The following is a 26,121-nucleotide window of genomic DNA, read 5'->3' as shown; positions in this document are numbered from 1 at the left end:
GGGACAAAGATGAGCACCGTTGCAAAAAAAGTTCAGGAACAGCAGCAGGAAGCACCAGCGAAAAAGGTGCAGAGGGTCATCCAGAAGAAAACTGGGATTACCTTTGGGGAAAAAATCCTGCTTGTGGTTTTTGCTTTACTGGTTGTTGGAGCTGGAGTTAAAATAATAGCCAATCAATCTTCAATCTATAACGAAAACAAGGAAATACAGCAGGTTGAGGGAAAGATAGACAATCAGCAGAAAGTGAATAACGACCTGAAGGTCCAGGTAAGTGAATTAAGCACCTATGAAAGAATCTGGAAAAAGGCGAAAGAATTGGGCCTTAAATTAAACCAGAACAATGTTAAGGTTGTGCAGGACTAATGCAGAACAAGCAAAAAAATATTTCTACAGGGGCAGTATTCCTATTCTTCATATTTGGGCTGCTCTTTTTTATTTTGGCAGGCAGGTTTTTGTATATCCAGGTGACAGAGGAAGCAGGCGGAACGGCTCTGGGGAGGAAGCTTGAAACGAAATACCTTCGGGAGGATATTCTTGAAGCCCACAGGGGGAGCATTGTAGACCGGAATGGAGAGGCGATCGCCGAGGATACGGTCTCCTATAAGCTGACCGCCATTCTTGACCCCTCGGTGACATCATCCCTGAAGCATCCAAAACATGTGACAGACCCAAAGAAAACAGCAGAAGAGCTGGCGCAGTACATAAACATGGATGAGGAAGACATTTATAAGAGGCTGACCAAAAAGGGAGTATTCCAAGTTGAGTTTGGAACAGCGGGAAAGGACATTTCTCATCAGACAAAAAGCAAAATCGATGCATTGAAGCTCCCGGGGATCATGTTCCAGCGCGATTCTAAGAGATTTTATCCAAATGGGGTATTCGCCTCTCATGTTATTGGCTTTGTTGAAGGCAAATACAATGAAGAGACCAAGAAGACGGACTACACCGGCAAAATGGGCTTAGAAAAGACGATGGATAAATACCTCAGGGAAACAGACGGCATCATGAAATATGATAGTGACCGCTGGGGATTCCTGCTTCCTAACTCAAAGGAACAAATTAAGGCTCCTAAAGATGGAGATACGGTCGAGGTCACGCTTGACAGTAAGATTCAGACATTTCTTGAAGATTCATTAAATACAGTCCAGCAGCAATATCATCCAGAAAAAATGGTGGCAGTCGTGGCTGATCCAAAGACAGGGGAAATTCTGGCCATGAGCCAAAGACCTTCCTTCCATCCGACAACAAGGGAAGGAATTGAGGATGGCTGGCAGAACCTTGCTGTGTCGGATTCATATGAGCCTGGTTCGACCATGAAAACTTTTACTCTTGCGGCGGCAGTGCAGGAAAATGTGTTTGATCCGAACGCCACTTACAAATCGGGAACCTATTATGTGAATAATAATAAAGCGAGTAAAGTCCCTGATCACAACGCCGGACAGGGCTGGGGAACGATTTCGTATCTGGAGGGCCTCCAGCGCTCATCCAATGTGGCGTTTGCAAAAATTGCGATGGAGCAGCTCGGGCCGGAGAGATACCGGACGTATCTGACTAAATTCGGCTTTGATAAGCCTACCGGAATTGATCTTCCGAATGAAGTTTCAGGAAAAATTCTCTTTAAATGGCCAATTGAAAAAGCGACTACTGCATTCGGACAGGGTACTGCGATTACCCCTATCCAGCAGATACAGGCCGCAACGGCTGTTGCCAATAATGGAAAAATGATGCGTCCATATGTAATCAAGGATGTGATCGATCCAGCGACGAAAAAGGTTGTAAAGAAAACGGAGCCGACTGTTGTTTCGGAGCCAATATCAGCAGAAACGGCAAAAAAAGTCAGGGACTACCTGGGTACAGTTATAACAGCTGAGAATGGCACCGGGCACAGGTATAAAATACAGGGGTATGATGTAGCAGGAAAAACAGGTACTGCACAAATGCCGGCTCCGGCTGGCGGCTATTTAACAGGCAGCTCCAATTATATTTTTTCTTTCCTGGGCATGGCCCCGAAAAATGACCCGGAATTGCTTATGTACGTGGCTGTCCAGCAGCCGAAAGTGGAAAATTATGCGGATGGTTCGATACCGGTTTCTATGATTTTCGATACGGTCATGGGAAACAGCCTTCAATACCTGAATATCCAGCCATCCAATAAAGCTGTGAAAAAATCCTATGTCATTAATGACTATGAAGGGCAGTCAGTGTCTGATGCAGCTGAGGAGCTAAAGGCCCAGGGTTACCAGGTTTCCATTCTTGGTAAAGGAACACAGGTTGCCGCCCAGGATCCCAAGGCGGGAACCAAGCTCCTCGCAGGGGAAAGGGTGGTTCTGCTGACAAATGGCAAACCGACTGTACCTGACATGAAAGGCTGGTCGCTGAGAGATGCCATGAAAGTGGCTAAGGTGATTGGCATTAAACTGCAGCCTGTAGGCAGCGGATATGTGGTGAAACAAAGCATTCAGCCAGGCACAACCGTTTCATCAAAACAATATTTAATTATCCAAATGAAAACTCCGGAAGACATGCACAAAGTCGAACCGGAAAAAACGGGCGAAGTGCATGACTGATAAGCTAAAGAGGCTGACTCATAGATAAGAGGAGAGACTGCGTCGAAAGAAGTGTGGATGACCAATAACTCCCTAAAATAAAGCAGGTGGAGAACGAAACGTTTTCTCCATCTGCTTTTTGTTTTTGTCCAAGCTCATTTTTAAAATTAAGCAAAAGCTCTAAAGAGGCAGCTTTTTCTCTTTACGATTATCGACACGTGTCCCTGGACTTGTTCTGATTGTGAATGTACAAGCATACATTCAGAGTAAGAGCATTAAGATGGGGGTGCATGGACTGTGAGGGTCTCTAATGTTACGGTGCGTAAGCGGCTTATTGCCGCTTTGATAGGCGGTCTGCTGGTTTTTTTTGTGATTGATGTAAGGCTGGGATATGTACAGTTCCTCCTTGGTAATTCACTGACTGAGCGTGCTAAGGACTTATGGAGCCGTAACCTGCCTTTTGAGCCTAAGCGGGGGGAAATACTGGACAGGAATGGAGTAGCCCTTGCTACCAATATCAGCGCACCGACTGTATATGCGGTTCCAAGGCAGATCAAGGATCCGGCTGGGACTTCTGAAAAGCTTGCCACAGTACTGGGGATGGATCGTCAAAAGGCGTACAAGCTGTTAACGTCCCCTGAGTCGATGGTGAAGTTCCCCGAGGGCAGAAAGATCTCCCATGAGAAAGCCAAAAGCCTGAGGGCTTTGGGTATGAAAGGGATTTATATCGCAGAAGATTCAAAACGCCATTACCCCTTTGGAAAATATCTCTCCCATGTTCTTGGTTTTGCGGGCATCGACAATCAGGGACTGATGGGGATTGAGCTTTCCTATGATAAGGAGCTCAAAGGAGAAAAAGGGTATGTTAAATTTTATGCGGATGCGAAAGGCAAACGTATGGAAAATATGGCGGACGATTATAAGGCACCAAAAGACGGGCTTGACCTGAAGCTGACCATTGACAGCAAAATACAGACCATTGTGGAACGGGAGCTGGATAATGCTGAAGCAGCCTATAATCCTGACGGGATCATTGCGATTGCCATGAATCCGAAGACGGGAGAAATTTTGGCCATGTCCAGCCGCCCGACCTTTGATCCAGCAAAGTTTAAGGATGTCCCTCAGGAGATTTATAACCGCAATCTGCCTGTCTGGAGCACGTATGAGCCCGGATCGACTTTTAAGATTATTACTCTGGCAGCAGCACTCGAGGAGAAAAAAGTGGATTTGTTAAATGACCATTTTTATGATTCGGGTTCTGTAGAGGTAGGAGGCGCGCGGCTTCATTGCTGGAAGCGGGGAGGGCACGGGTCAGAAACCTTCCTGGAAGTCGTGCAGAATTCGTGCAATCCCGGATTTATAGAATTAGGGGAAAGACTGGGGAAAGAAAAGCTGTTTTCCTATATTAAAAATTTTGGCTTCGGGTCTAAAACCGGCATAGACCTTCAAGGTGAAGGAAGGGGAATCCTGTTTAACCTGGATCGGGTGGGACCTGTTGAGCAGGCTACAACAGCTTTTGGACAAGGGGTATCTGTAACGCCGATCCAGCAGGTTGCCGCTGTATCAGCGGCTGTCAACGGAGGGACGCTTTATACCCCATACATCGCCAAAGAGCTCATAGACCCTAAGACGGGCAAAACGGTCATGAAGAAAACGCCTGTAAAAAAAAGGAAAGTGATTTCTGAAGACACCTCGGCTAAAGTCAGACAGGCCCTTGAATCTGTCGTGGCCCAGGGGACAGGGGGGAAAGCCTTTGTTGAAGGATATCGTGTGGGAGGGAAAACCGGAACCGCGCAAAAGGTTAAGAATGGAAGGTATATGGAAGGCAACTACATTGTGTCCTTCATCGGTTTTGCACCTGCTGACGACCCGCAGATCGTTGTATACACCGCAGTTGATAATCCTAAAGGAACAGTCCAATTCGGCGGCACGGTAGCTGCCCCTATTGTAGGGAAGATCATGAATGATTCCCTGAGATCCATGGGTGTAAAACCACGGAAGGACCAAATCGATAAAAAAGTAAACTGGCTTGATCCTGTGATGGTGGAGCTTCCCAACCTGAAAGGAATGAAAGTAAAGGATTTGCAAAGCCAGCCTTTTAATATCAATCTCGATGTATCCGGATCCGGACCCAAAGTCATTAAGCAGTCCCCCCCTCCGGGAACCAAGGTTAAAGAAGGGTCTACCATCAGAATTTATCTTGGCGAGAAGGCTGAGTAACGATAAAATATAACTGTTTAAAAAGCGGCTGAGTTTAAACCAGCCGCTTTAAATTCTGTTTTGCGCAAGTGTTCTGAATTCTAAACTTCCTATAATTTTATGCTTATTTGATTAGCAGAAGCCTTCGTTTTCGTATAAAATAGAGGTTAGTGTTAAAATGGCTCTTTGGCTGTATTTTTAAATAAACGGCCATTGTTCTTTCTTCATCAGAAGGAAGAACTGCTAAAAGAGCCTTGAAGCCGGCTTTGTATTTTGGAAAGTCAGGTGTAAAAAAGATTGTGAGGAATGAAAAAGTCATGAAGTTACATAGTTTGGTAAGCTGCCTGCATTTACTGTCTCCCCTTCCAGAAGAAAATCCGGAAATAACTTCTGTAGAAAATGATAACAGGCAGATCAAAGAGGGAAGCCTGTTCATTTGTATCAAGGGATACACGGTGGATGGACATGATTTCGCTTCCGATGCAGTACGTAAAGGGGCAAAAGCTGTTATTGCTGAAAAAGAACTGGAACTGCCCGTACCCGTAGTGGTTGTAAAGGATACAGCCAAGGCGATGGCTGTGATCGGTGATGCTTTTTATGGCCATCCAACCCAAAAGCTGCGTTTAGTCGGCATAACAGGAACTAACGGAAAGACAACCACCAGCCATTTGATAGAAAAGATCCTTCGTGATGCCGGGGGCAAGACAGGCTTAATTGGAACCATGTACACAAGAATTGAAGATGAAACCCTGGAAACTAAAAATACGACTCCAGATAGTCTCACCCTGCAAAAAATCTTTGGGCAAATGGCCGGCCGCGGTGTTACCGATGCGGTCATGGAGGTTTCTTCTCACTCATTAGAGCTGGGAAGGGTTAACGGGTGCGATTATGATATTGCAGTCTTTACGAATTTGACTCAGGACCACCTGGACTTTCATGGAACGATGGAAAACTACAAATTTGCCAAGGGCCTGCTTTTTTCCCGTCTTGGGAACAGCTATGACGAGAAGCCTAAGTTTGCGGTGCTGAATGCTGATGACCCTGCTTCCGGGGATATGATGAAGTATACGGCTGCACATGTCATAACATATGGCATTGATCAGGAAGCGGATGTAAGGGCCTCAGATATTGCCATCTCTGCTTCAGGAACTGTATTTACCCTGCATGCGGGGGGCAGACAGATGGAGATGAAAATCAAGCTGGCAGGTAAATTTAATGTATACAATACGCTTGCTGCCCTTGCTGCCGGACTCTGTGCGGGTCTCGGCCTTGAGGAGATGAAAGCCTCCCTGGAAGCCGTTCCAGGTGTATCAGGGCGTTTTGAGCTTGTGGATGAAGGACAGGAATTTGCGGTGATTGTTGACTATTCACATACCCCGGATTCTCTGGAAAATGTCATCTCAACGGTTAAGGAATTTGCCAAAAAGAGAATCTTTGTCGTTGTCGGCTGCGGGGGAGATCGTGATAAAACCAAGAGGCCCCTCATGGCAAGGATTGCTTGCAGCGAGGCCACAGACGCTATCTTTACCTCTGACAATCCACGGAGCGAGGATCCGCATGAAATTCTGAAGGATATGGAAGCGGGCGCTGCCGGTGACGATTATAAGGTCATCCCTGACCGTAAAGAGGCAATCGGGTATGCGATATCTAATGCGGCTGCGGGAGATGTAGTCATCATTGCGGGTAAAGGGCATGAAACTTACCAAATCATTGGTAGTCAGGTCTATGACTTCGATGACCGCCTTGTCGCAAGAGAATTTCTTTTGAACAGTCAGTAACTTTTGAAGAGCTTGACTATGAAGCAGAAGAAGCTGCGATCGGTCATTCAGGATGGATTTACAATCCAATTTCTTTATATTATTCTGAACAAAGAGAGCGAAACATATCTTATTCTTGGTAACTTTGATTTATTGAGAAGGAAAGAGGGTACCATTTCATGTTAGTGCAAGTGTTACTATTTACAATATTATTGGGATTCATTATAACGGTCCTTCTCTCTCCGGTATTTATCCCTTTTTTAAGAAGGTTAAAATTCGGACAGAGCATTAGGGATGAAGGGCCAAAATCCCATCAGAAAAAGTCGGGAACCCCAACGATGGGCGGGATCATGATTTTGGCTGCCGGATCTGCCGCAGCTCTTATCATGGCATCCAAGTTCTCTGAGATTACAGTGGAGATCTATCTGCTCCTGCTTGTGACTCTTGGGTTCGGACTTTTAGGGTTTTTGGATGACTTCATTAAAGTGGTCATGAAGAGGAACCTTGGTCTTACTTCCAAACAGAAATTGCTGGGACAGATCATTATAGCTATCATTTTTTATCTTATCTTTAAAGGGACCGACCGGTTTACGCCCGAAATTTCCATCCCAGGTACAGAGGTTTCTTTTAATTTGGGCTGGCTGTACATAGCGGTCGTCATCTTCTGGCTAGTCGGGTTCTCCAATGCAACCAATTTAACAGATGGCCTTGACGGCCTTCTGTCAGGAACGGCAGCTATTGCTTTTGGTGCTTTCGCGGTCCTGGCGTGGAACCAATCCCAATTTGATGTCGCCATTTTCAGTATTGCCATGGCAGGGGCTGTTCTTGGCTTTCTGGTATTCAATGCCCATCCCGCAAAAGTGTTTATGGGGGATACGGGCTCGCTGGCTCTGGGAGGAGCTTTGGCGACAGTCGCGATGCTGACAAAGCTGGAACTGCTTTTAGTCATCATCGCAGGGGTATTTGTAATAGAAACCCTTTCAGTAATACTTCAGGTTATTTCATTTAAAACGACAGGGAAGAGAATTTTCAAAATGAGCCCCCTCCATCACCATTATGAGCTCGTTGGATGGTCTGAGTGGCGAGTGGTAGTTACCTTTTGGTCTGTCGGCTTTTTATTTGCAGTTTTAGGAATCTATTTAGAGGTGTGGTTATAAGTGAAAGAAGTAACGGCATATTTAAGAAAAAAAATCCTAGTGCTGGGGCTGGCAAAAAGCGGTGTCAGTGCTGCTTCACTGCTGCATAAGCTGGGAGCGTTTGTGACCGTAAACGATAAGCGGCCCGTTTCCGAAAATCCGGAAGCCCAGGAGCTGGTTGAACAGGGAATCAAGGTGATCTGCGGCGATCACCCTATCGAACTTCTGGACGAGGGGTTTGAATTAATTGTTAAAAATCCGGGAATCCCTTATTCCATCCCTCTTGTAAAAGGAGCTATGGAGAGAGGAATCCCTGTGATCACGGAGGTCGAACTTGCGTACCAGATTTCCGAAGCACCGTTTATCGGAATAACTGGGACAAACGGGAAAACGACTACGACCACGATTATTTATGAAATACTGAGGGAAGGGAATAAAAATCCTTTGATTGCCGGGAACATCGGAACAGTTGCCTCCGGCGTAGCCGAAAAGGCATCCAAGGACGATACCATTGTGATCGAGCTGTCATCCTTCCAGCTGATGGGGATTAATGAATTCAGGCCGCGTATTGCTATCCTGACAAATATTTATGATGCCCATCTGGATTATCATGGTACCAAAAAGGAATATATGCAGGCAAAGGCAGCTATTGGGAAGGCTCAGACTGAGGATGACTATTTTATCTTCAATGCCGATCAGGAAGAAGTGATCGGGCTTGCCCGTCAGTCAAAAGCCATTCAGGTTCCATTTTCCACTCAGAGAGTCATGCTCGATGGTGCATATATAGAAGATGGATATATGTGTTTCAGGGGAGAAAAAATAATAGAATTGTCTAAGGTGGCACTTCCGGGCAAACACAATCAGGAAAACATTCTTGCCGCCATCGCTGCTTCCAAGCTTAGCGGTGTATCAAATGAGGCAATTGAAAGCATCCTCACTGCGTTCACAGGAGTGAAGCACCGCCTGCAGTTCGTTAAGGAAATCAACAGAAGAAGATTTTATAACGATTCGAAGGCTACCAATATCCTTTCTGCAGCCGCTGCTCTGCGTTCTTTCAATGGTCCTACAATCCTTCTTGCAGGGGGGCTTGACAGAGGGAATGAGTTTGATGAATTGATACCTGCACTGCAGAATGTTAAAGCTTTGGTTACTTTTGGGGAAACAGCTCCGAAAATCGAGCGCGCAGCAAGAGAAGCAGGAATAAGTATCATAAAACGTGTCCATAATGTAGTGGATGCGGTTCCTGCAGCATATTCCTTCTCAGAGGAAGGAGATACAATCCTTCTTTCCCCAGCTTGTGCAAGCTGGGACCAATATAAAACTTTTGAGGTCAGAGGAGACATGTTTATGGAGGCTGTGCATAAACTTAAGTAAGAGCTTGGTTACAGAAAAGAAGCAGATTCCGGTTCCTTAGAGCTGCTTCTACTCCTCCTTTGAATAGCATCGGATTAACTAAGACGATAGAGTTCTGCTTTATCGTCTTTTGCTTTGTCCAAACCAGTCAATGCTTACAGCTTGCCGGCTCAAATTTATCAGCCAGAGGGTGTATTCCATGCCTTATAAAAAGTCAAACCCGGATTTCATTTTAATCATCGCAGCCCTGGGGCTGCTGGCTGTCGGCCTGATCATGGTATACAGTGCAAGCGCAATTTGGGCAGACTACAAATTCAATGACTCGTTTTTTTTCGCAAAGAGACAGCTTCTCTTTGCAGGTGTAGGGATTCTGGCCATGTTTTTTATCATGAATATTGATTATTGGACATGGCGTTCATGGGCCAAAATTCTTTTGATCATCTGCTTTGTCCTTCTGATCCTGGTTCTGGTCCCGGGAATCGGCATGGTCCGCAATGGATCGAGAAGCTGGATCGGCGTAGGGGCTTTTTCCATTCAGCCGTCAGAATTCATGAAGCTGGCCATGATCGCCTTTCTTGCAAAATTTCTTTCAGAAAGGCAGAAATACATCACTTCATTTAAAATGGGACTGCTGCCAGCTTTGGCTCTTGTATTTACTGCCTTTGGATTCATCATGCTTCAGCCTGATCTGGGGACAGGCACGGTTATGACAGGGACCTGTATCGTAATGATCTTTGTATCAGGAGCCCGGCTGAAGCATTTTGCCTGGCTTGGCTTGTTGGGAGCCGGAGGGTTTGTTGCGCTGATTGCGTCAGCACCCTATAGAATTAAAAGGATCACCTCCTTCCTAGATCCGTGGCAGGATCCTCTTGGAAGCGGTTTTCAGATCATCCAGTCTCTGTATGCTATAGGGCCGGGCGGCTTGTTTGGGCTAGGCCTGGGACAGAGCCGGCAGAAATTCTTTTATTTGCCGGAACCGCAGACAGATTTCATTTTTGCTATTCTTTCAGAGGAGCTTGGCTTTATCGGAGGTTCTTTCGTCATCCTTCTTTTTGCCCTGCTGCTCTGGAGGGGGATCAGGATTGCCTTGGGTGCACCGGATCTCTATGGAAGCTTTTTGGCGGTGGGAATTATCGCTATGGTGGCCATCCAGGTCATGATCAATATCGGGGTGGTCACAGGTCTCATGCCAGTTACAGGAATTACCCTTCCGTTTTTAAGTTATGGAGGTTCTTCACTGACGCTTATGCTGATGGCCATAGGAGTGCTGCTGAATATCAGCCGGTATTCGAGATATTGACCCTTATCAGGGGCTTTCATACTGTTTTTTTTCAAACAAAGAGCCCTGCAGCTTACTGCAGGGCTTCTTTACTAGGACTAAAATTGCCTGTCAGCAAATATAAGGAAAGCCTGCCATAAGTTAGACAGATAAATAGTCATATTTGAGTTGGAAATGAAGCTCTGTTTAGAATATAGTAGAATAGGGTAAACCGACAAAGCTGCAAGATTGGCCAGACTCCCCAATATGCGGGACAGATTTTGCCGGGCATAAGAAAAAGCATAAAATATTGGGTTCTTAATACATATATTTCATATCCTTATCCAAACAACATTTTAAAAATGATAGGTAATATTGTATGATAATGAAGGTGTAAATTTATATGAGGGTTCAAGCCACTTGGCGCTGCTGGAAGCAGCATGGGGTAGGAAACTATACTCAGGCCTTCTTAAAACTCTAGAGGTGACATTGATCAATGAAAATAGCTGTGAGCGGCGGTGGAACAGGAGGACATATTTATCCTGCACTCGCTTTAATCAGGGAAATAAAAAAAAGGGACAAGAATGCCTCGTTTCTTTATATTGGAACAGAAAATGGACTTGAAAGCAATATCGTCCCGAGAGAGGACATTCCTTTCAAATCCATTCATATTACAGGCTTCAAAAGGAAAGTATCCTTTGAAAATATCAAAACAGTATTAAGGTTTTTAAAAGGAACAAGGGACTCAAAAAGAATGCTGCGTGAATTCAAGCCTGATGTGGTAATCGGTACGGGAGGGTATGTCTGCGGACCTGTCGTGTATGCTGCAGCCAAACTGGGAGTGCCGACCATCATCCATGAGCAGAACAGCATCCCTGGCCTGACCAATAAATTCCTGAGCAGATATGTCGATAAAATCGCTGTCTGTTTTGAAGAAGCTCGGCCCTTCTTTCCTGAAGGCAAGACCCAGCTCACTGGAAACCCCAGGGCTTCTGAGGTTGTTAACTATAAGGGGAAAAGCGGAATTACCGCTCTGGGACTCGATCCTGCAAAAAAAACCGTTTTGATCTTTGGGGGAAGCAGGGGTGCGCGTCCAATCAATAATGCAGTCATAAAAACGCTTGGCGAGCTTAGAGGAAAACCGTACCAAATCCTATACATCACTGGAGATGTACACTATGAATCCATCCTTAAAGAAACAGAGCTCCATTCAAATCCCGAAAATGTGGTGATCAAGCCGTTTGTACACAATATGCCGGAGCTCCTGCCGGGAATTGACCTTGCTGTTACGAGATCCGGGGCAACCACGCTGGCAGAACTTACAGCGCTTGGAATTCCGAGCATTCTTATTCCCAGCCCATATGTAACAGAAAATCATCAGGAAAAAAACGCAAGGGCGCTAAGCAATGAAGGGGCCGCCGAGCTTATCCTGGAAAAAGACCTGACTGGCGGCAGCCTGGTCAATGCCATTGATTCGATCATCCTGGATCCTTCCAGACTGATGGAAATGAAGCAGGCAGCCAAAAAGATGGGTGTGCCTGATTCGGCAGACAGGCTCTATACATTGATGAATCAGCTGATAAAAAAATAATGGCAGAATAACCGGAACACCCGGGCTGACCGCCATCATAAACTAGAGTACTTCATGCCCTGCCTGGCTGACAGCTGGTAAATAAATGAAAGTGCCATACTTTGGATGAAGCAGATGTTTCTCTGAGCCATGGGAAATGAGAAGCTCTGCTTTTCCTATGGCATCGCAAAGGAAAACAGCTTTAGAAAGGAACGAAGATAAAATGAATGAAATCATTCAAGAGCTTTCGGACTTAAATGTTGGCAAGGTGTCCGAAAACGAACCTCTTGCAAATCATACAACGATGAAAATTGGCGGACCTGCGGATCTTTTTATTGAACCATCGTCAGTAGAAAACCTTGAAAAAACCATGCATGTCATCAGAAAACATCATATACCCTGGAGGGCCATAGGCCGCGGCTCCAATCTTCTTGTCAGTGATAGAGGAATTGAAGGGGCTGTCATCAAGCTTGGAACCGGGATTTCCGAATTGGAGATATCCGGATGTGAAATCAAGGTATCAGGTGGATTCTCTTTAGTGAGCCTGGCGACACAAATAAGCAAAAAGGGACTGTCCGGAATGGAGTTTGCCGGCGGTATTCCTGGTTCAGTCGGAGGAGCTGTCTATATGAATGCAGGGGCTCACGGCTCTGACATTTCCAGGATTCTTGTGAAAGCCAGGGTGTTATTTGATGATGGAGAAATCAAATGGCTGACAAATGAAGAAATGGAGTTCTCATATCGAACCTCGGTTCTTCAGACTAAAAGACCCGGCATTGTGATTGAAGCGGTATTCCGCCTTGAAGAAGGTGACAAAGAAAAAATTGTCCAGGAAATAAAGGGGAATAAAAATTACCGCAAAGATACACAGCCATATAATCTTCCTTGCGCAGGGAGCATCTTTAGAAATCCCCTTCCCAAGTATGCAGGTCAATTAATACAGGAAGCTGGACTAAAGGGACATTCTATTGGAGGAGCAAAAATCTCTGAAATGCATGGCAATTTCATTGTCAATGCAGGAGGAGCTTCTTCAGAAGATGTGCTTGCCCTGATTCAGCATGTGAAGGATACCATCTTTGAAAAATATGGTGTGCGAATGGAAACTGAAGTTGAAATCATTGGAAGAAAATAGCGGAGAAGGGCCAAAACAACAGGGAATTGTGCTATAATTCATTGAATCACTTTTTTCTGAAAATAAACCTGATAAATGAATATGAGTGCTAGTCGAAAATATAGATTTTATGATTCAGCCTTCGTTTTGGGAGAGGTGGAATAATTGGAGAAAGGCAACATTGTGTCAATAGAGGACCGCATTCCCAAGCTCAAGCAAGTCCGAAAAAGGAAGGCGAACAGGCGCCTTACCTTGCTGCTTTCGTTTTTCTTCCTTATGATTGCAACCGTCATTTATCTTCAATCTCCCCTGAGCCATGTAAAAGAAATTCGGATCGATGGAAATAAGTACATAGCGTCTGAACGGCTTATTAAGGAGAGCGGAGTGTCCAAAGGGGAAAATATCTGGAAGGTGGATAAAAACGGAGTTCTCAAACGGCTGAAAGCCAATCCGCAGATTAAATCTGCGAAGGTCTCCGTGACCTTCCCAAACTATATCTCCATTTCGGTGAAAGAGTATAGACGTATCGGCTATCAGGCAGATGAATCACGGTACTCTCCTATACTGCAGAATGGAAAGCAGCTTGCTCCTTTGAAAAAAGGAGAACTTCCAGGCTATGCCCCGATCCTGATCGATTTTAAGGAAGGGGGCACACTGACCCAGCTTGTAGGGGAGTTGGCCAAACTTCCCCAGGAAATATTGAATTCCGTCTCCGAGATTCATAATGATCCGACAAAAACAGATCCTTATCATTTGATTATCTATATGAATGATGGATTTGAGGTAAATGCCACAAGCAAGGGACTTGCGGACAAGCTGGTTCATTATCCTTCGATAGTCAGCCAGCTGGACCCTGGAGTGAAGGGAGTCATCGACCTTGAAGTGGGTTCTTTTTTCAAGGCATATGAAAAGAATGCAGGAACGGGGAAAAAAGAATAGCAAAGATTGAAAGGGGAACGGCGGAAGTTGAAAATTAGGAGCAAGCACTTTGTCCTTTCCCTTGTCGCTCTTGTATTAGGCTTTATGGTTGCTTTTTCTTACAGCCTGACAAAAAAAAACACGGATAGGCACAAGCTTTCTGATCAGAGCTGGGACCGGGAATATAGTTTGAGGAAGAAGCTGGTGGAAGAGGAAGAAAAGACCCGGAAGCTGCAAAAGGAGCTGTCTTACAGACAGGCGGAGATCACCAGGGTGGAGAACCGATTTTCCTCTTCTGAACAGAATTTTGCAGCCATTACAAAAGAAGCCGAAAAATATCGGATGTTCTTAGGTAAGGTGAAGGTCAAGGGGGAAGGGGTAAGGGTTACCCTGGAAGATGGCGAGTATAGGTCCGATAGTGATGTGAACAGTTATATCGTCCATGAACAGCATATTTTTAAGGTTGTGAATGAACTCTTCATATCAGGTGCAGAGGCTGTCGCCATAAATGGACAGAGGTTTACCCGCCGTTCTTATATTGTTTGTAACGGTCCGGTCATCACAGTTGATGGCAGCCAGCATCCGGCTCCCTTTGAGATAACGGCGATCGGTGATCCGGATGTCTTGGAGGCAGGCTTGAACATCAACGGAGGAGTTAAGGACCAGCTGGTCAATGAAAATATTACCTTTTCCATAGAAAAGGAAGATGAGCTGGAAATGAATCCTGCCCTTGGCGGCAGCTAGCGGGCCGCAGGAAAGTTGGTGAATAGGATGAATAAACAAACAAAATGGGGAGTCACCGTCATCTCTGTCATTGCTGGATTCATGCTTGCTGTTCAGTTTCAAACAATGAGGTCACCGAAATTAAAGGATAACAGAGATGCGTGGGAGCTTCGTTCAAGTATCCTGGATGAACAGCAGAAGCAGTCAAAAATACTTGCGGAAACAACCAGGCTCGAACATCAGCTTGAAAACTATGATGTGAAGCAGAATACAGGCAAAGAACAGGCTTTAAAACAGACGCTGGCAGAACTGAAAAGAGAGGCTGGTTTAACCGAAACTGCGGGCGGCGGAATCCTGATCCGTATCAGCCCTCTTAAGGAAGCAGAGCTCTTGGGTGAAGATTTCCATTCCATCTCTCCTGATCTCTTGAGGCGGTTAATCAATGAGCTGAATATGTATGGTGCTGATTCAATATCCATAAACGGCCAGCGGGTCATTAATAATACGGTGATCAGGGATATAAACGGCGAGCCAAAAATCGACGGCTATTCACTTAAGAATTATCCGATTGAAATCAAGGCAGATGCCGAGGATGCACAGTCGCTTTATGACCGAATGAAAGTATCGGAGATTATTGAACAGTTCTTCGTTGATAACTTAAATGTAGAGATTTCCTCTCCAATCAAAAACCTGGTTATCCCTGCCTATAAAAATAAGCTGGAAATTGATGGCATGGAGCCATCAGAACAGGATGAAAAGGGGGATTCTTGATGTGGCTTCCCATTTTTGGATTAATAGTAGGAGTGTTTTTAGGGCTGATGACAGATATCCGGATTCCAGCTGAGTATTCCAATTATCTTTCAATTGCTGTTTTGGCAGCGTTAGATACTTTGATTGGTGGAATGAGGGCCTATCTCCAAAACTTGTATGATGAAAGGGTATTTGTCTCCGGTTTCTTTTTTAATATTATATTGGCCGCAAGTTTAGCTTTTCTAGGTGTTCATCTTGGTGTAGACTTGTACTTAGCTGCCGTGTTTGCCTTCGGAGTCAGACTCTTTCAAAATATAGCAGTCATAAGAAGGATTCTGCTGGCAAAATGGTCTAAATCACCAGAAAAAAGTTTATAGAAATAAAAGGGTTTATACTGCTTTTGACGAATTGTTTTTAATAGTAATTTATTAGCGTATATACTATTCTATATATTATATAAATCAAGTTTGTTGTTCGAAAAAATACTTTTTCTATCAAAGGAGGTGCCATAGAATGAACAGCAATGAAATATACGTAAGTCTTGACATCGGTACATCCAGTGCAAAAGTTATCATTGGTGAAATGGTCAATGACACATTAAACATAATTGGCGTTGGGAACGTTAAATCCGAAGGGATAAAAAAGGGTTCCATCGTAGATATAGACGAAACAGTTCATTCTATTCAAAGAGCTGTTGAGCAGGCTGAACGAATGGTAGGTATTGAAATTAAACGGGTAGTCGTTGGAATCAGCGGCAATCACATCGGCCTTCAGCCATGTCACGGTGTAGTAGCTGTCTCCAGCAGCAACAAGGAAATAACAGAGGAAGACGTGGCACGGGTAAGAGAGGCTGCAGAGCTTCTGACTATTCCTTCTGACAGGGAAATCATCGATGTGATTCCCATCCACTATAAGGTCGATGAACTGGACGAAATCAGCGACCCGCGCGGCATGATCGGTGTTCGTCTTGAGATGAAAGGCATACTTATTACAGGATTAAGAACATTACTACATAACACACTGCGCTGTGTAGAAAAAGCGGGCCTTGAAATCACAGATATAGCCCTGCAGCCGCTGGCAGCCGGTTCTCTGGTTTTATCGAAAGATGAAAAAGAGCTTGGAGTTGCATTGGTTGATATCGGGGGCGGATCAACAACTCTTGCCCTATTTGAGCAGGGGCATTTAAAATCAACCTTTGCCATCCCTATCGGCGGTGAAACGCTGACAAAAGATCTTTCTATTGTATTAAGGACAACAACAGATGATGCGGAAAAGATTAAAATCACTCATGGGCATGCATTTTATGATGATGCTTCTGAAGATGATATATTCAATGTTCCAATCATCGGCAGCGATCAGCTTCAGCCATGCAATCAGCTGATGATTTCTGAAATCATTGAAGCAAGGCTTTCTGAGATATTTGATCTGATCACGGATGAAATCCGCAGGATGGGGTATCAGGATCTTCCCGGCGGTTTTGTATTGACTGGAGGAGCTGTTAAAATGCCAGGAGTCCTGGAGCTTGCACAGCTTGTGTTCCAGAACCGCGTCCGAATGGCAGAGCCTAACTATATAGGTGTTCGGGAACCTCAGTACACAACGGCTGTCGGCCTTATAAAGCATGCCTGCAGAAAAAGCAGAATGCAGGGAACCTCATTAGGTACTCCTGTGGAAGCAGCAATCCCGGCGGAAAAATCAGAAAGAAGATCCCAAAAGCCTGCCCAGCCGAAAGAGCGCGTTGAAAAACAGCCGGCTGAAAAAGGGGATTCCAAATTTAAAAAGTTCCTCGGCTACTTTTTTGAATAGGCTTATAGCCAATAAGTAATGATACATCTTTGTAGATCGTTAAAATAGGAGGATTGTTATGTTAGAGTTTGATAGTAATTTAGATTCGTTAGCAACGATAAAAGTCATTGGCGTAGGCGGCGGCGGTAACAATGCCGTTAACCGAATGATAGAGCATGGGGTCCAGGGCGTGGAGTTCATTGCAGTTAATACAGATGCCCAAGCCTTAAACTTATCAAAAGCAGAGATTAAGATGCAGATAGGCGGTAAATTAACCCGCGGACTGGGTGCAGGTGCAAACCCGGAAGTCGGCAAAAAGGCGGCAGAAGAAAGCAAAGAGCAGATTGAAGAGGCTCTCCGCGGCGCGGATATGGTATTCGTAACGGCCGGAATGGGCGGCGGTACTGGAACCGGTGCAGCCCCCGTTATTGCTCAGATCGCAAGGGACTTAGGTGCCCTAACGGTCGGTGTTGTCACACGTCCGTTTACCTTCGAAGGCAGAAAGCGTGCCACGCAGGCCCAGGGCGGTATCTCAGGCATGAAAGAAGCAGTCGATACGCTGATCGTTATACCGAACGATCGTCTGCTTGAGATCGTAGACAAGAGCACTCCAATGCTTGAAGCCTTCCGTGAAGCAGATAATGTACTTAGACAAGGTGTTCAGGGTATATCTGACCTTATCGCCGTTCCTGGTTTGATCAACCTCGACTTTGCAGATGTTAAAACCATAATGTCAAACAAAGGTTCAGCGCTCATGGGTATCGGTGTGGCAACTGGTGAAAACCGCGCCGCTGAGGCAGCCAAAAAAGCCATTTCCAGTCCGCTTCTTGAAACGTCCATTGACGGCGCTCAAGGCGTATTGATGAACATTACCGGCGGCACCAACCTAAGCCTGTTTGAAGTTCAGGAAGCAGCCGATATCGTTGCTTCAGCCTCAGACCAGGAAGTAAACATGATTTTCGGATCTGTAATCAATGAAAATCTTAAAGATGAAATCGTCGTGACTGTCATCGCGACCGGATTCAGCGAAGCTGAGATCCAGCAGCAGTCCAGGCAGCAAAGACCTTCAATGAACCAGCAGCAACAGCAGCAGCCTTCATCTTCTTACAGCCAGCAGCCTTCTTTCGGCTCACAGCGCCAGCAGCAGCCGATAAAGCGCGAAGTGAAAAGAGAAGAGCAGATGGAAAACAACAGGCAGCAAGGTGAAGATGCATTGGACATCCCAACATTCCTGCGAAACAGAAACCGCAGAAGATAATAACCAAACTAAATCCGGCTCCCATCGAGGAGCCGGTTTATTTTTTTCGACAATGGGATTCAGAATTCTTACATTCTGAATCCCTTTATTTTATTCTGTGGTAAATCAGAGGGGCTTTAATTATTTCTAGTTTGAAAGGCACCGCTTTCCGCTTTTCTTGATGTCCAGCTCCAAGCTGAGACCCTCGAGTCATAAGTCAGACAGTCTATGGGGAGAAGGGCACTCCCCACAGCCTGTCCGCCTTATGCTTGTCGGGTCTCTGCCTTTCAAATGGTATAAGTTTTTGAATAAGATTTGTAAATCATAGGGGCTTTAATTATTTCTAGTTTGAAAGGCACCGCTTTCCGCTTTTCTTGATGTCCAGCTCCAAGCTGAGACCCTCGAGTCATAAGTCAGACAGTCTATGGGGAGAAGGGCACTCCCCACAGCCTGTCCGCCTTATGCTTGTCGGGTCTCTGCCTTTCAAATGGTATAAGTTTTTGAATAAGATTTGTAAATCATAGGGGCTTTAATTATTTCTAGTTTGAAAGGCACCGCTTTCCGCATTTCAGTTGACAAGAACCGGAAAAAAGTCTAAAAAAAACTGTTAAATCCATCTCAAAAAGTGACAGATTTCAGAAGGGATGTACGATATACTTTCTTAAAAACATACCGGATTTACGTTTAGCGGGGTGGTAGGTTTTTGGTTATGTATGCGGATGTCATCTGGCTGTTGAATTGGTTATTTGACACCATGCTCCTTGCGGGCACAGCCATCCTGTTAAAGAGGAATTATTCCCTGATCAGGGCGGCTGCCGGTGGGTTCATCGGCTCTATCATAATTGTATTGAACTTCTCCCCATTGTATGCATGGGCAGAATATCCACTGATTAAGCTTTTATTTTCTGTGCTTATGATTCTTGCGGTTTTTGGTTTTAAGAGGTGGAAGTACTTTATCAAGGGACTGCTGGCATTATATCTAATTACGTTTCTAGTAGGGGGTATGATGATCGGAGTTCACTTTTTCTTTCAATCCAATTGGACATCTGTTGAGACCAAGGCCGCTTATCTGATGAAGGGCTATGGAGATCCGGTAAGCTGGCTGTTCGTCATCATTGGGTTCCCTATTGCCTGGCTGTTTTCAAAGAAGAACCTGGAAAGCCTTGAGATGACTAAGATTAAATATGATCAATTAGTCAAGCTGAAAGTAAAGCTGGGCAGCTTTGAAGCAGAAGCTTTGGGACTGGTCGACAGCGGTAATCAGCTGTACGATCCCCTGACGGGTGCACCTATCATGTTCTTATCAATTAAAGGGATGGAGGAGCATCTTCCGCCCATCATCTTTGAACTGCTGGCGCATCCGGAAGACATCATGGAAATTGCAGAGGATCCAGATTTTCCATGGAGAGACAGGCTGCGTCTCATACCAAGCAAAGTAATTGGGGTGGATCAGCAGCTTCTTCCGGCATTTAAGCCGGACTCTGTCCGTATTTTCATGGATGGAAAACCAGCCCCAATTTCAAAGTGCCTGGTTTCGTTTACTCTTCAGCAGCTTTCCCCGGATTCTGAATATCAGGCCATCCTGCATCCTAAAATGATCGCTGCCGCTGCTGGAAAAAGTGCTTCATAGTCCCATATTGAAGGAGGAAAAGAGATTGAAAAAGTGGCTGCTTCGACTGCATTACTACTGGTATAAATTATTAATGAAACTGGGTTTAAAGACCGACGAAATTTTTTATATCGGGGGAAGTGAAGCACTGCCGCCTCCTCTCAGCAAGGAAGAAGAAGAAATTTTGATCAATAAGCTTCCTGGAGGCGACGAGGCTGCAAGGTCCATGCTGATTGAAAGAAATCTAAGGCTTGTCGTTTATATTGCCAGGAAATTTGAAAACACGGGCATCAATATTGAGGATTTGATCAGCATTGGGACAATCGGTTTAATTAAGGCAGTGAATACATTTAATCCCGAAAAAAAGATTAAGCTTGCTACATATGCATCCCGCTGTATTGAGAATGAAATTCTTATGTACTTAAGGAGAAACAATAAAATACGGTCTGAGGTAAGCTTTGATGAGCCTTTGAACATTGACTGGGATGGCAATGAACTGCTCCTTTCCGATGTATTGGGCACCGAAGAGGACATCATTACAAAGGACCTGGAAGCCAATGTGGACCGGAAGCTTTTGACCAAAGCGCTGCTGCAGCTGTCTGATAGAGAGAAGCAGATCATGGAGCTCAGGTTCGGTCTTTTAGGCGGAGAGGAAAAAACGCAGAAGGATGTTGCGGATATGCTTGGGATTTCCCAATCATACATTTCACGGCTGGAAAAGAGAATCATCAAAAGATTGAGGAAAGAATTTAATAAAATGGTCTAAAAAAATATTTTTCCTAGTGAAAATCCCTTAATAATACTGGCTTTATATGGAAGTGCACCCCATGCAGGCATTGGCTGGGGTGCATATTTTTCCCTCCCGGGGAGATACTGTTTTTTGTACAGCAGCTCCTGTTAGGAGGGAATGGATTGACTAGAAATAAAGTTGAAATTTGTGGTGTGGATACATCCAAATTACCGGTTCTTAAAAATGAAGAAATGAGAAAGCTCTTTAAAGAAATGCAAGAAGGGGATGACTATGCCCGTGAAAAACTGGTAAATGGAAATCTCCGGCTTGTTCTAAGTGTGATCCAAAGATTTAATAACCGTGGAGAATATGTGGATGACCTGTTTCAGGTTGGCTGCATCGGATTGATGAAATCCATTGATAATTTTGACCTGAGTCAGAATGTGAAATTTTCTACGTATGCTGTGCCGATGATTATCGGAGAAATCAGAAGGTATCTAAGGGATAACAACCCAATCAGAGTTTCCCGTTCATTGAGAGATATCGCATATAAGGCTCTTCAGGTAAAGGAAAGGCTTATGAGCGAGGCATCGCGGGAACCGACTGCTGAAGAAATTGCAAAAGTGCTAGAGGTGCCACACGAGGAAATTGTATTTGCCCTGGACGCCATCCAGGACCCTGTTTCCTTATTCGAGCCGATCTACAATGACGGCGGCGATCCCATATATGTAATGGACCAGCTCAGTGATGAAAAAAATAAGGACAACCTCTGGATTGATGAGATTGCCCTAAAAGAAGGCATGAGAAGGCTGAACGAAAGGGAAAAAATGATCCTTCGAAAAAGGTTCTTCCAGGGGAAAACACAGATGGAGGTTGCTGAGGAAATTGGGATTTCCCAGGCTCAGGTTTCCCGTCTTGAAAAAGCAGCCATCAAACAAATGAATAAAAATATCCAGCACTAATATAAATATCCTTCTGAGAAATGTTTTGCTGCCTTATGGGGATAGGCAGGACAGTTTTAAGAAGTCAGGAAGAATCATCCAATTATAAACAAGCCCGCCTTGATGTCCGATCATGGCTTTCCTTTTAGGGAAGCGGTGATTGGACATTCATGAGGCGGGCCTTTTAATGTACAAAACAGACCCCCGATTGTTTTCATGCCTGCATTTATTGGAGCATATACATGATAAAAAGCCTGGAGGGTGCCGCCATGTTTAGAATTTCGGAAATGCAGATGAAAGACATTATTTCAATAAGTGACGGGAAAAAGCTTGGTTCCATTTTAGATCTTGAAGTGGATATTGAAAAGGGGATAATCGAAGGGCTGATTGTCTCAGGATCTCAAAAGCTTAAGGGAATTTTTAAAAAAGAGGAAGATGAACAGATTCCATGGAACAGGATCATTAAAATCGGTGAAGATGTAATTATTATTAAAAATCATACATCCCTTAATCCCTTTCAAGAATAGAGGTTCCTGTATGCCCATTTATTTACAGCTCCTAATAAAAGCTTTTTAACGAAAATGTTCTGGAAGTTATTAATCCGGCCAGGTTCTGTGTTACACTAAAAAAAAATGTAAAATGAGGGTGTTTCATGACAGAACCATTTATCCTTAGGAATGAACGCTATTTCACATTAGCGGATTTCGAGGAAATATGTCCTGGAATAAAAGCAGGATTTACGACAAAGAACGGCGGTGTCAGCACCGGGGAATATCAGACGCTGAATACTGGGTTTCATGTTGGGGATTTTCCCGGGCATGCCGCCGAAAACAGGAAGCTTGTCGCGGACTCTCTCGGGTTCGGACTGGGGCAATGGGTCGGAGCAGAGCAGACGCACGAGACAAAGGTGCTGAAGGTAACTGCTGAAGATAAAGGAAAAGGATCGGCTGATTATGAGTCCGCCATAAGGGCAACCGATGCATTCTATACAGAGGAAGCAGGGATTCTCTTAACACTCTGCTATGCAGATTGTGTTCCGCTTTATTTTACAGCGAGGGGCCGCTCTATTGTGGGGGTTGCCCATGCAGGGTGGAAAGGAACCGTCGGGGGGATAGGAGAGAAGATGGTCCTTGCCTGGGAAAAGGAAGGCATCCAGCCATCTGACATCATCGCAGCAATCGGCCCGTCCATTTGCGAAGACTGCTACATAGTAGACGACAGAGTGATTGAATTCGCTAAAAACAGACTAGAAGAAACTGACAAAAAGCCCTATAATCAAATTAGTGAGGGACAATACAGACTGGACCTTAAAGAGCTGAATGCCATGATTCTTGAAAAGGCAGGCGTTCCAAGGTCGAATATTCTCCTCACGGATTATTGTACAAGCTGTCATGGCGACTTTTTCTTCTCCCATCGGAAAGATCAAGGGAAAACAGGCCGTATGCTGGCTTTTATCGGCTTGAAGGAGGACGCATCAGTTGAAGGTTAGTGAAAATTTAAAGTCCATAATTGAAAAAATCGAGGAATCCTGCCGCAAAAGCGGAAGGGACCCGAGAGACGTCAAGATTGTGGGAGTTACAAAATATGTTTCAGAAGAACGAGCAGTGGAGGCGTTTGAGGCCGGAGTCCTTCATTTTGGGGAAAACAGGGATGACGGGCTTGACAGAAAGCGGGCAGTGCTGGGCGATAAGCCTGTCTGGCACTTTATAGGAAGTCTGCAGACCAGGAAGGTAAAATCGGTCATTGGCAAGGCTGACTACATTCACTCGCTGGACAGGCTTTCCCTTGCTGAGGAAATTCAAAAAAGGGCTGCCTTGCCCCAAAAATGCTTCGTCCAGGTGAATGTATCCGGTGAAGAGTCCAAGCATGGCTTAAAGCCTGAGGAAGTGCTGGATTTTATCAGAGAGTGCAGCGAACATGATAAAATCATCCTGGAAGGCCTCATGACCATGGCGCCTTTGACAGAAGATCAAGAATTAATCCGTAAATGCTTCAGAGAGCTTAAAGAACTTCAAGAAAAGATACAGCAGCTTGGCATTAAAAATGCTCCTTGTCATGAATTATCAATGGGAATGTCCAATGACTACCAGATTGCAGTGGAAGAAGGAGCCACTTTCATTCGGATAGGCACTGCATTAGTTGGCTAAAATTTTTAAGGAGGTATCATAATGACCCTTGTATCAAAGTTCAAATCATTTTTTGCTCTTGATGATGAAGTGGAATATAAAGAAGAAATCATGGAAGAGGAATTTGAGGATAAGAGGCCGCAGAGAGGGTTTAAGCAGACTGGACAGAATGTCGTGAGCCTTCAAAGTGTGCAGAAGCCGAATGCAAAGGTATACCTTGCAGAGCCAAGAGCCTATTCGGAAGCCCAGACTGTGGCGGATGAACTGAAAAACCGACGTTCTGTTGTGGTCAACCTTCAAAAAATTGACCATGACCAGGCAAGAAGAATTGTAGATTTCCTTAGCGGGACGGTCTATGCCCTCGGCGGTGACATCCAAAGGATCGGAACCAATATATTTCTGTGCACCCCGGATAATGTTGATGTTTCAGGGACTATTACCGAGTATGCCGCAGAACAAGATTATGATGAAGCGAGGTGGTAGACCTTAATGGAATTCATTTTGAGCATCATCAGTAAATTAATCAGCATTTATTCGTATGCGCTGATCATTTATTTACTCATGTCCTTCTTTGGAGGGGCGAGGCAGACTCCTGTGGGCCAATTTCTGGCAAGGATATGCGAGCCATACTTAGAACCGTTCAGGAAGATCATTCCGCCTATCGGGATGATCGATATTTCTCCTATCCTGGCATTTATGGTGCTGAGATTTGCCTCTTCAGGTCTGCGCCAGCTCTTTTACTGGATTGCCTGAAACAGGGATATATAAATATTTCAAAAACCTTGCCGGAATAGCAAGGTTTTTTGTTGAATTGGATAGACTTCCAAAAGTGTGTTATAAAAAAATTAGTAGAATCAAGGTGAAATCATGGATATATACCAGCATTTCCGTCCAGAGGAAAGGGAACTGATCGACCTGTTTACAGGCTGGAGGGAGCAGGTTAAAGACCTGTATGCCCCTAAGCTGACCGATTTCCTGGATCCAAGGGAATTATTTATCCTCCGTTCCATCATAGGTGCTGATGAGGAGGTCCAGCTCCATGTATTTGGAGGAAGTGAACACGCGGAAAGAAACCGGGCACTGCTCTGTCCGTCCTATTTTTCCCCTTCCCAGGAGGATTTTCAGATCAGCCTGTATGAAATCTCTTATCCCAAAAAATTTGTTTCCATCGAACATCGGCAGGTTTTGGGAAGCTTAATGTCCCTTGGTTTAAAAAGGGAGAAGTTTGGAGATGTTCTGATGAACAGTGACAGGATCCAATTTATTGCTGCAAAGGAAGTGGACTCCTACCTTAGGGCTAATCTAGAAAAGATCGGTAAAGCTTCCATCAAGCTGGATGAACTCCCTTTCTCTGAGGCTGTGGAAACTGAAGAAGTCTGGGAGGAAACCTCACTTACGGTCAGCTCAATGAGACTGGATGCTGTCATTTCCGCTCTAACCAAGCTCTCAAGGCAGAAAGCCCAGCTCCTGATCGAACAGGGCAGGGTAAAGGTGAATTGGAGACAGACTGATCAGGCTTCCTTTGAAATTCGGGAGGGGGATATCCTTTCCGTCAGGGGCTTTGGCCGTCTCAAGATTATTTCCTTAGAAGGGAAAACAAAAAAGGATAAATGGAGGATCATTGGCGGCAGGCAAAAATAATTTGAAATGAAGAAGGGTTTATAAAAAAAGCTGTCGAAAATTAGTATAGTATTATATGATTATGATAGACAAAAAAGTTCTGGAGGTGCGAGAATGCCTTTAACCCCGTTAGATATACATAATAAGGAGTTTAGTAAAGGATTCCGTGGTTATGATGAAGATGAAGTGAATGAATTTCTGGACCAGATCATTAAGGATTATGAAATAATCATCCGTGAAAAAAAGGAAATGGAAGAACGGGTGGCGGGGCTGGAAGAACGTCTGAACCATTTCACCAATATTGAAAATACCCTGAACAAGTCCATTGTGATTGCCCAGGAAGCTGGTGAGGAAGTCAAGAGGAACGCCCAGAAGGAAGCGAAGCTCATCTTGAAAGAGGCTGAAAAAAATGCTGACCGGATTGTGAATGAAGCCCTTTCCAAGGCAAGAAAAGTAGCTCTTGACATCGAAGATCTTAAAAAGCAGTCCAAGGTCATCCGGACGAGGTTCAGAATGCTGATCGAAGCGCAGCTGGATATGCTGAATACAGATGACTGGGATCAGCTGATGCAGTACGAAATCGATGCATCGGACCTTGAGCTCAGCAAAGAGTAAGGACGCCTTGACTTCAGGATGATATTTATCTTATAATTTCTCAATAAGCTATTATATTAGTTTTTATTACGATGTAATTCTATATGCAGACTGCTACGATGAGAGGGACAGTATATTTCTTATGGTCATTCAAAGCG

25 protein-coding genes and 1 other annotated feature (1 of these 26 only partly in view) are annotated in these 26,121 nt (G+C 44.7%); all 25 genes read left to right on the top strand.

Annotated features, from left to right (window positions below; genetic code table 11):
• Positions 1–9 precede the first annotated feature (9 nt).
• The 25 genes from ftsL to H539_RS0101960 all read left to right on the top strand — a co-directional run bounded on the left by ftsL (position 10) and on the right by H539_RS0101960 (position 25,984).
• On the top strand, positions 10–363 hold the full coding sequence (gene ftsL / locus H539_RS0102090) for a cell division protein FtsL (RefSeq protein WP_026692128.1): 354 nt from the start codon (positions 10–12) through the stop codon (positions 361–363).
• The gene (locus tag H539_RS0102085; protein ID WP_026692127.1) at positions 363–2,567 is read left to right on the top strand and encodes a penicillin-binding protein; all 2,205 of its coding nucleotides are present in this window, start codon (positions 363–365) and stop codon (positions 2,565–2,567) included. The genes ftsL and H539_RS0102085 overlap by 1 nt, the downstream gene beginning before the upstream one ends.
• Positions 2,568–2,843: 276 nt before the next feature.
• Positions 2,844–4,766, top strand: coding sequence for a stage V sporulation protein D (locus H539_RS0102080; protein WP_026692126.1), 1,923 nt, complete (start codon positions 2,844–2,846; stop codon positions 4,764–4,766).
• Positions 4,767–5,062: 296 nt separating this feature from the next.
• A complete protein-coding gene (locus H539_RS0102075) occupies positions 5,063–6,523 on the top strand; it encodes a UDP-N-acetylmuramoyl-L-alanyl-D-glutamate--2,6-diaminopimelate ligase (RefSeq protein ID WP_026692125.1) in 1,461 nt (486 codons plus the stop codon).
• Positions 6,524–6,681: 158 nt separating this feature from the next.
• Positions 6,682–7,659 carry a phospho-N-acetylmuramoyl-pentapeptide-transferase gene (gene mraY, locus H539_RS0102065; protein ID WP_026692124.1) on the top strand — a complete coding sequence of 326 codons (978 nt, stop codon included), beginning with the start codon at positions 6,682–6,684 and terminating at the stop codon, positions 7,657–7,659.
• A complete protein-coding gene (gene murD / locus H539_RS0102060) occupies positions 7,660–9,012 on the top strand; it encodes a UDP-N-acetylmuramoyl-L-alanine--D-glutamate ligase (protein WP_026692123.1) in 1,353 nt (450 codons plus the stop codon).
• A gap of 178 nt (positions 9,013–9,190) precedes the next feature.
• Positions 9,191–10,291: a stage V sporulation protein E gene (gene spoVE, locus H539_RS0102055; protein ID WP_026692122.1), complete on the top strand. Its 1,101-nt coding sequence runs from the start codon at positions 9,191–9,193 to the stop codon at positions 10,289–10,291.
• A 454-nt stretch (positions 10,292–10,745) separates the two neighbouring features.
• Positions 10,746–11,840: an undecaprenyldiphospho-muramoylpentapeptide beta-N-acetylglucosaminyltransferase gene (murG, locus tag H539_RS0102050; protein WP_026692121.1), complete on the top strand. Its 1,095-nt coding sequence runs from the start codon at positions 10,746–10,748 to the stop codon at positions 11,838–11,840.
• Between the two features lie 202 nt (positions 11,841–12,042).
• The gene (gene murB / locus H539_RS0102040) at positions 12,043–12,951 is read left to right on the top strand and encodes a UDP-N-acetylmuramate dehydrogenase (protein ID WP_026692120.1); all 909 of its coding nucleotides are present in this window, start codon (positions 12,043–12,045) and stop codon (positions 12,949–12,951) included.
• Positions 12,952–13,095: 144 nt separating this feature from the next.
• A complete protein-coding gene (locus tag H539_RS0102035) occupies positions 13,096–13,869 on the top strand; it encodes a cell division protein FtsQ/DivIB (protein WP_026692119.1) in 774 nt (257 codons plus the stop codon).
• A gap of 27 nt (positions 13,870–13,896) precedes the next feature.
• The gene (locus tag H539_RS0102030; protein ID WP_342663990.1) at positions 13,897–14,592 is read left to right on the top strand and encodes a DUF881 domain-containing protein; all 696 of its coding nucleotides are present in this window, start codon (positions 13,897–13,899) and stop codon (positions 14,590–14,592) included.
• 27 nt (positions 14,593–14,619) lie between these two features.
• On the top strand, positions 14,620–15,342 hold the full coding sequence (locus H539_RS0102025) for a DUF881 domain-containing protein (protein ID WP_026692117.1): 723 nt from the start codon (positions 14,620–14,622) through the stop codon (positions 15,340–15,342).
• Positions 15,342–15,698, top strand: a complete 357-nt coding sequence (locus H539_RS0102020) for a small basic family protein (protein ID WP_026692116.1) — start codon at positions 15,342–15,344, stop codon at positions 15,696–15,698. The genes H539_RS0102025 and H539_RS0102020 overlap by 1 nt, the downstream gene beginning before the upstream one ends.
• A gap of 136 nt (positions 15,699–15,834) precedes the next feature.
• On the top strand, positions 15,835–17,127 hold the full coding sequence (gene ftsA / locus H539_RS0102015) for a cell division protein FtsA (RefSeq protein WP_026692115.1): 1,293 nt from the start codon (positions 15,835–15,837) through the stop codon (positions 17,125–17,127).
• A 58-nt stretch (positions 17,128–17,185) separates the two neighbouring features.
• Entirely contained in the window at positions 17,186–18,364 is a 1,179-nt protein-coding gene (gene ftsZ, locus H539_RS0102010; protein ID WP_026692114.1) for a cell division protein FtsZ, read from the top strand.
• Positions 18,365–19,052: 688 nt separating this feature from the next.
• On the top strand, positions 19,053–19,973 hold the full coding sequence (spoIIGA, locus tag H539_RS0102005; protein WP_245602116.1) for a sigma-E processing peptidase SpoIIGA: 921 nt from the start codon (positions 19,053–19,055) through the stop codon (positions 19,971–19,973).
• A 25-nt stretch (positions 19,974–19,998) separates the two neighbouring features.
• Positions 19,999–20,718, top strand: a complete 720-nt coding sequence (gene sigE / locus H539_RS0102000) for an RNA polymerase sporulation sigma factor SigE (protein ID WP_026692112.1) — start codon at positions 19,999–20,001, stop codon at positions 20,716–20,718.
• Between the two features lie 104 nt (positions 20,719–20,822).
• Positions 20,823–21,644: an RNA polymerase sporulation sigma factor SigG gene (gene sigG, locus H539_RS0101995; RefSeq protein ID WP_180321040.1), complete on the top strand. Its 822-nt coding sequence runs from the start codon at positions 20,823–20,825 to the stop codon at positions 21,642–21,644.
• A gap of 248 nt (positions 21,645–21,892) precedes the next feature.
• Positions 21,893–22,150 carry a YlmC/YmxH family sporulation protein gene (locus tag H539_RS0101990; RefSeq protein WP_026692110.1) on the top strand — a complete coding sequence of 86 codons (258 nt, stop codon included), beginning with the start codon at positions 21,893–21,895 and terminating at the stop codon, positions 22,148–22,150.
• A 125-nt stretch (positions 22,151–22,275) separates the two neighbouring features.
• The gene (gene pgeF, locus H539_RS0101985) at positions 22,276–23,112 is read left to right on the top strand and encodes a peptidoglycan editing factor PgeF (RefSeq protein WP_026692109.1); all 837 of its coding nucleotides are present in this window, start codon (positions 22,276–22,278) and stop codon (positions 23,110–23,112) included.
• Positions 23,102–23,770: a YggS family pyridoxal phosphate-dependent enzyme gene (locus tag H539_RS0101980; RefSeq protein ID WP_026692108.1), complete on the top strand. Its 669-nt coding sequence runs from the start codon at positions 23,102–23,104 to the stop codon at positions 23,768–23,770. Before pgeF ends, H539_RS0101980 begins: the two co-directional genes overlap by 11 nt.
• A gap of 21 nt (positions 23,771–23,791) precedes the next feature.
• The gene (locus H539_RS0101975; RefSeq protein ID WP_026692107.1) at positions 23,792–24,232 is read left to right on the top strand and encodes a cell division protein SepF; all 441 of its coding nucleotides are present in this window, start codon (positions 23,792–23,794) and stop codon (positions 24,230–24,232) included.
• 6 nt (positions 24,233–24,238) lie between these two features.
• Complete coding sequence (locus H539_RS0101970) at positions 24,239–24,502, top strand: YggT family protein (protein ID WP_026692106.1); 264 nt, start codon at positions 24,239–24,241, stop codon at positions 24,500–24,502.
• 114 nt (positions 24,503–24,616) lie between these two features.
• On the top strand, positions 24,617–25,390 hold the full coding sequence (locus tag H539_RS0101965) for a YlmH family RNA-binding protein (protein WP_026692105.1): 774 nt from the start codon (positions 24,617–24,619) through the stop codon (positions 25,388–25,390).
• Positions 25,391–25,483: 93 nt separating this feature from the next.
• Positions 25,484–25,984, top strand: coding sequence for a DivIVA domain-containing protein (locus tag H539_RS0101960; protein ID WP_026692104.1), 501 nt, complete (start codon positions 25,484–25,486; stop codon positions 25,982–25,984).
• An 89-nt stretch (positions 25,985–26,073) separates the two neighbouring features.
• Positions 26,074–26,121, top strand: a binding site (T-box leader); it runs 180 nt beyond the window's last position.

Source organism: Peribacillus kribbensis DSM 17871 (assembly GCF_000430765.1).
Classification (GTDB): Bacteria; Bacillota; Bacilli; order Bacillales; family DSM-1321; genus Paraperibacillus; species Paraperibacillus kribbensis.
This window is presented reverse-complemented; position numbering and strand designations above follow the sequence as displayed.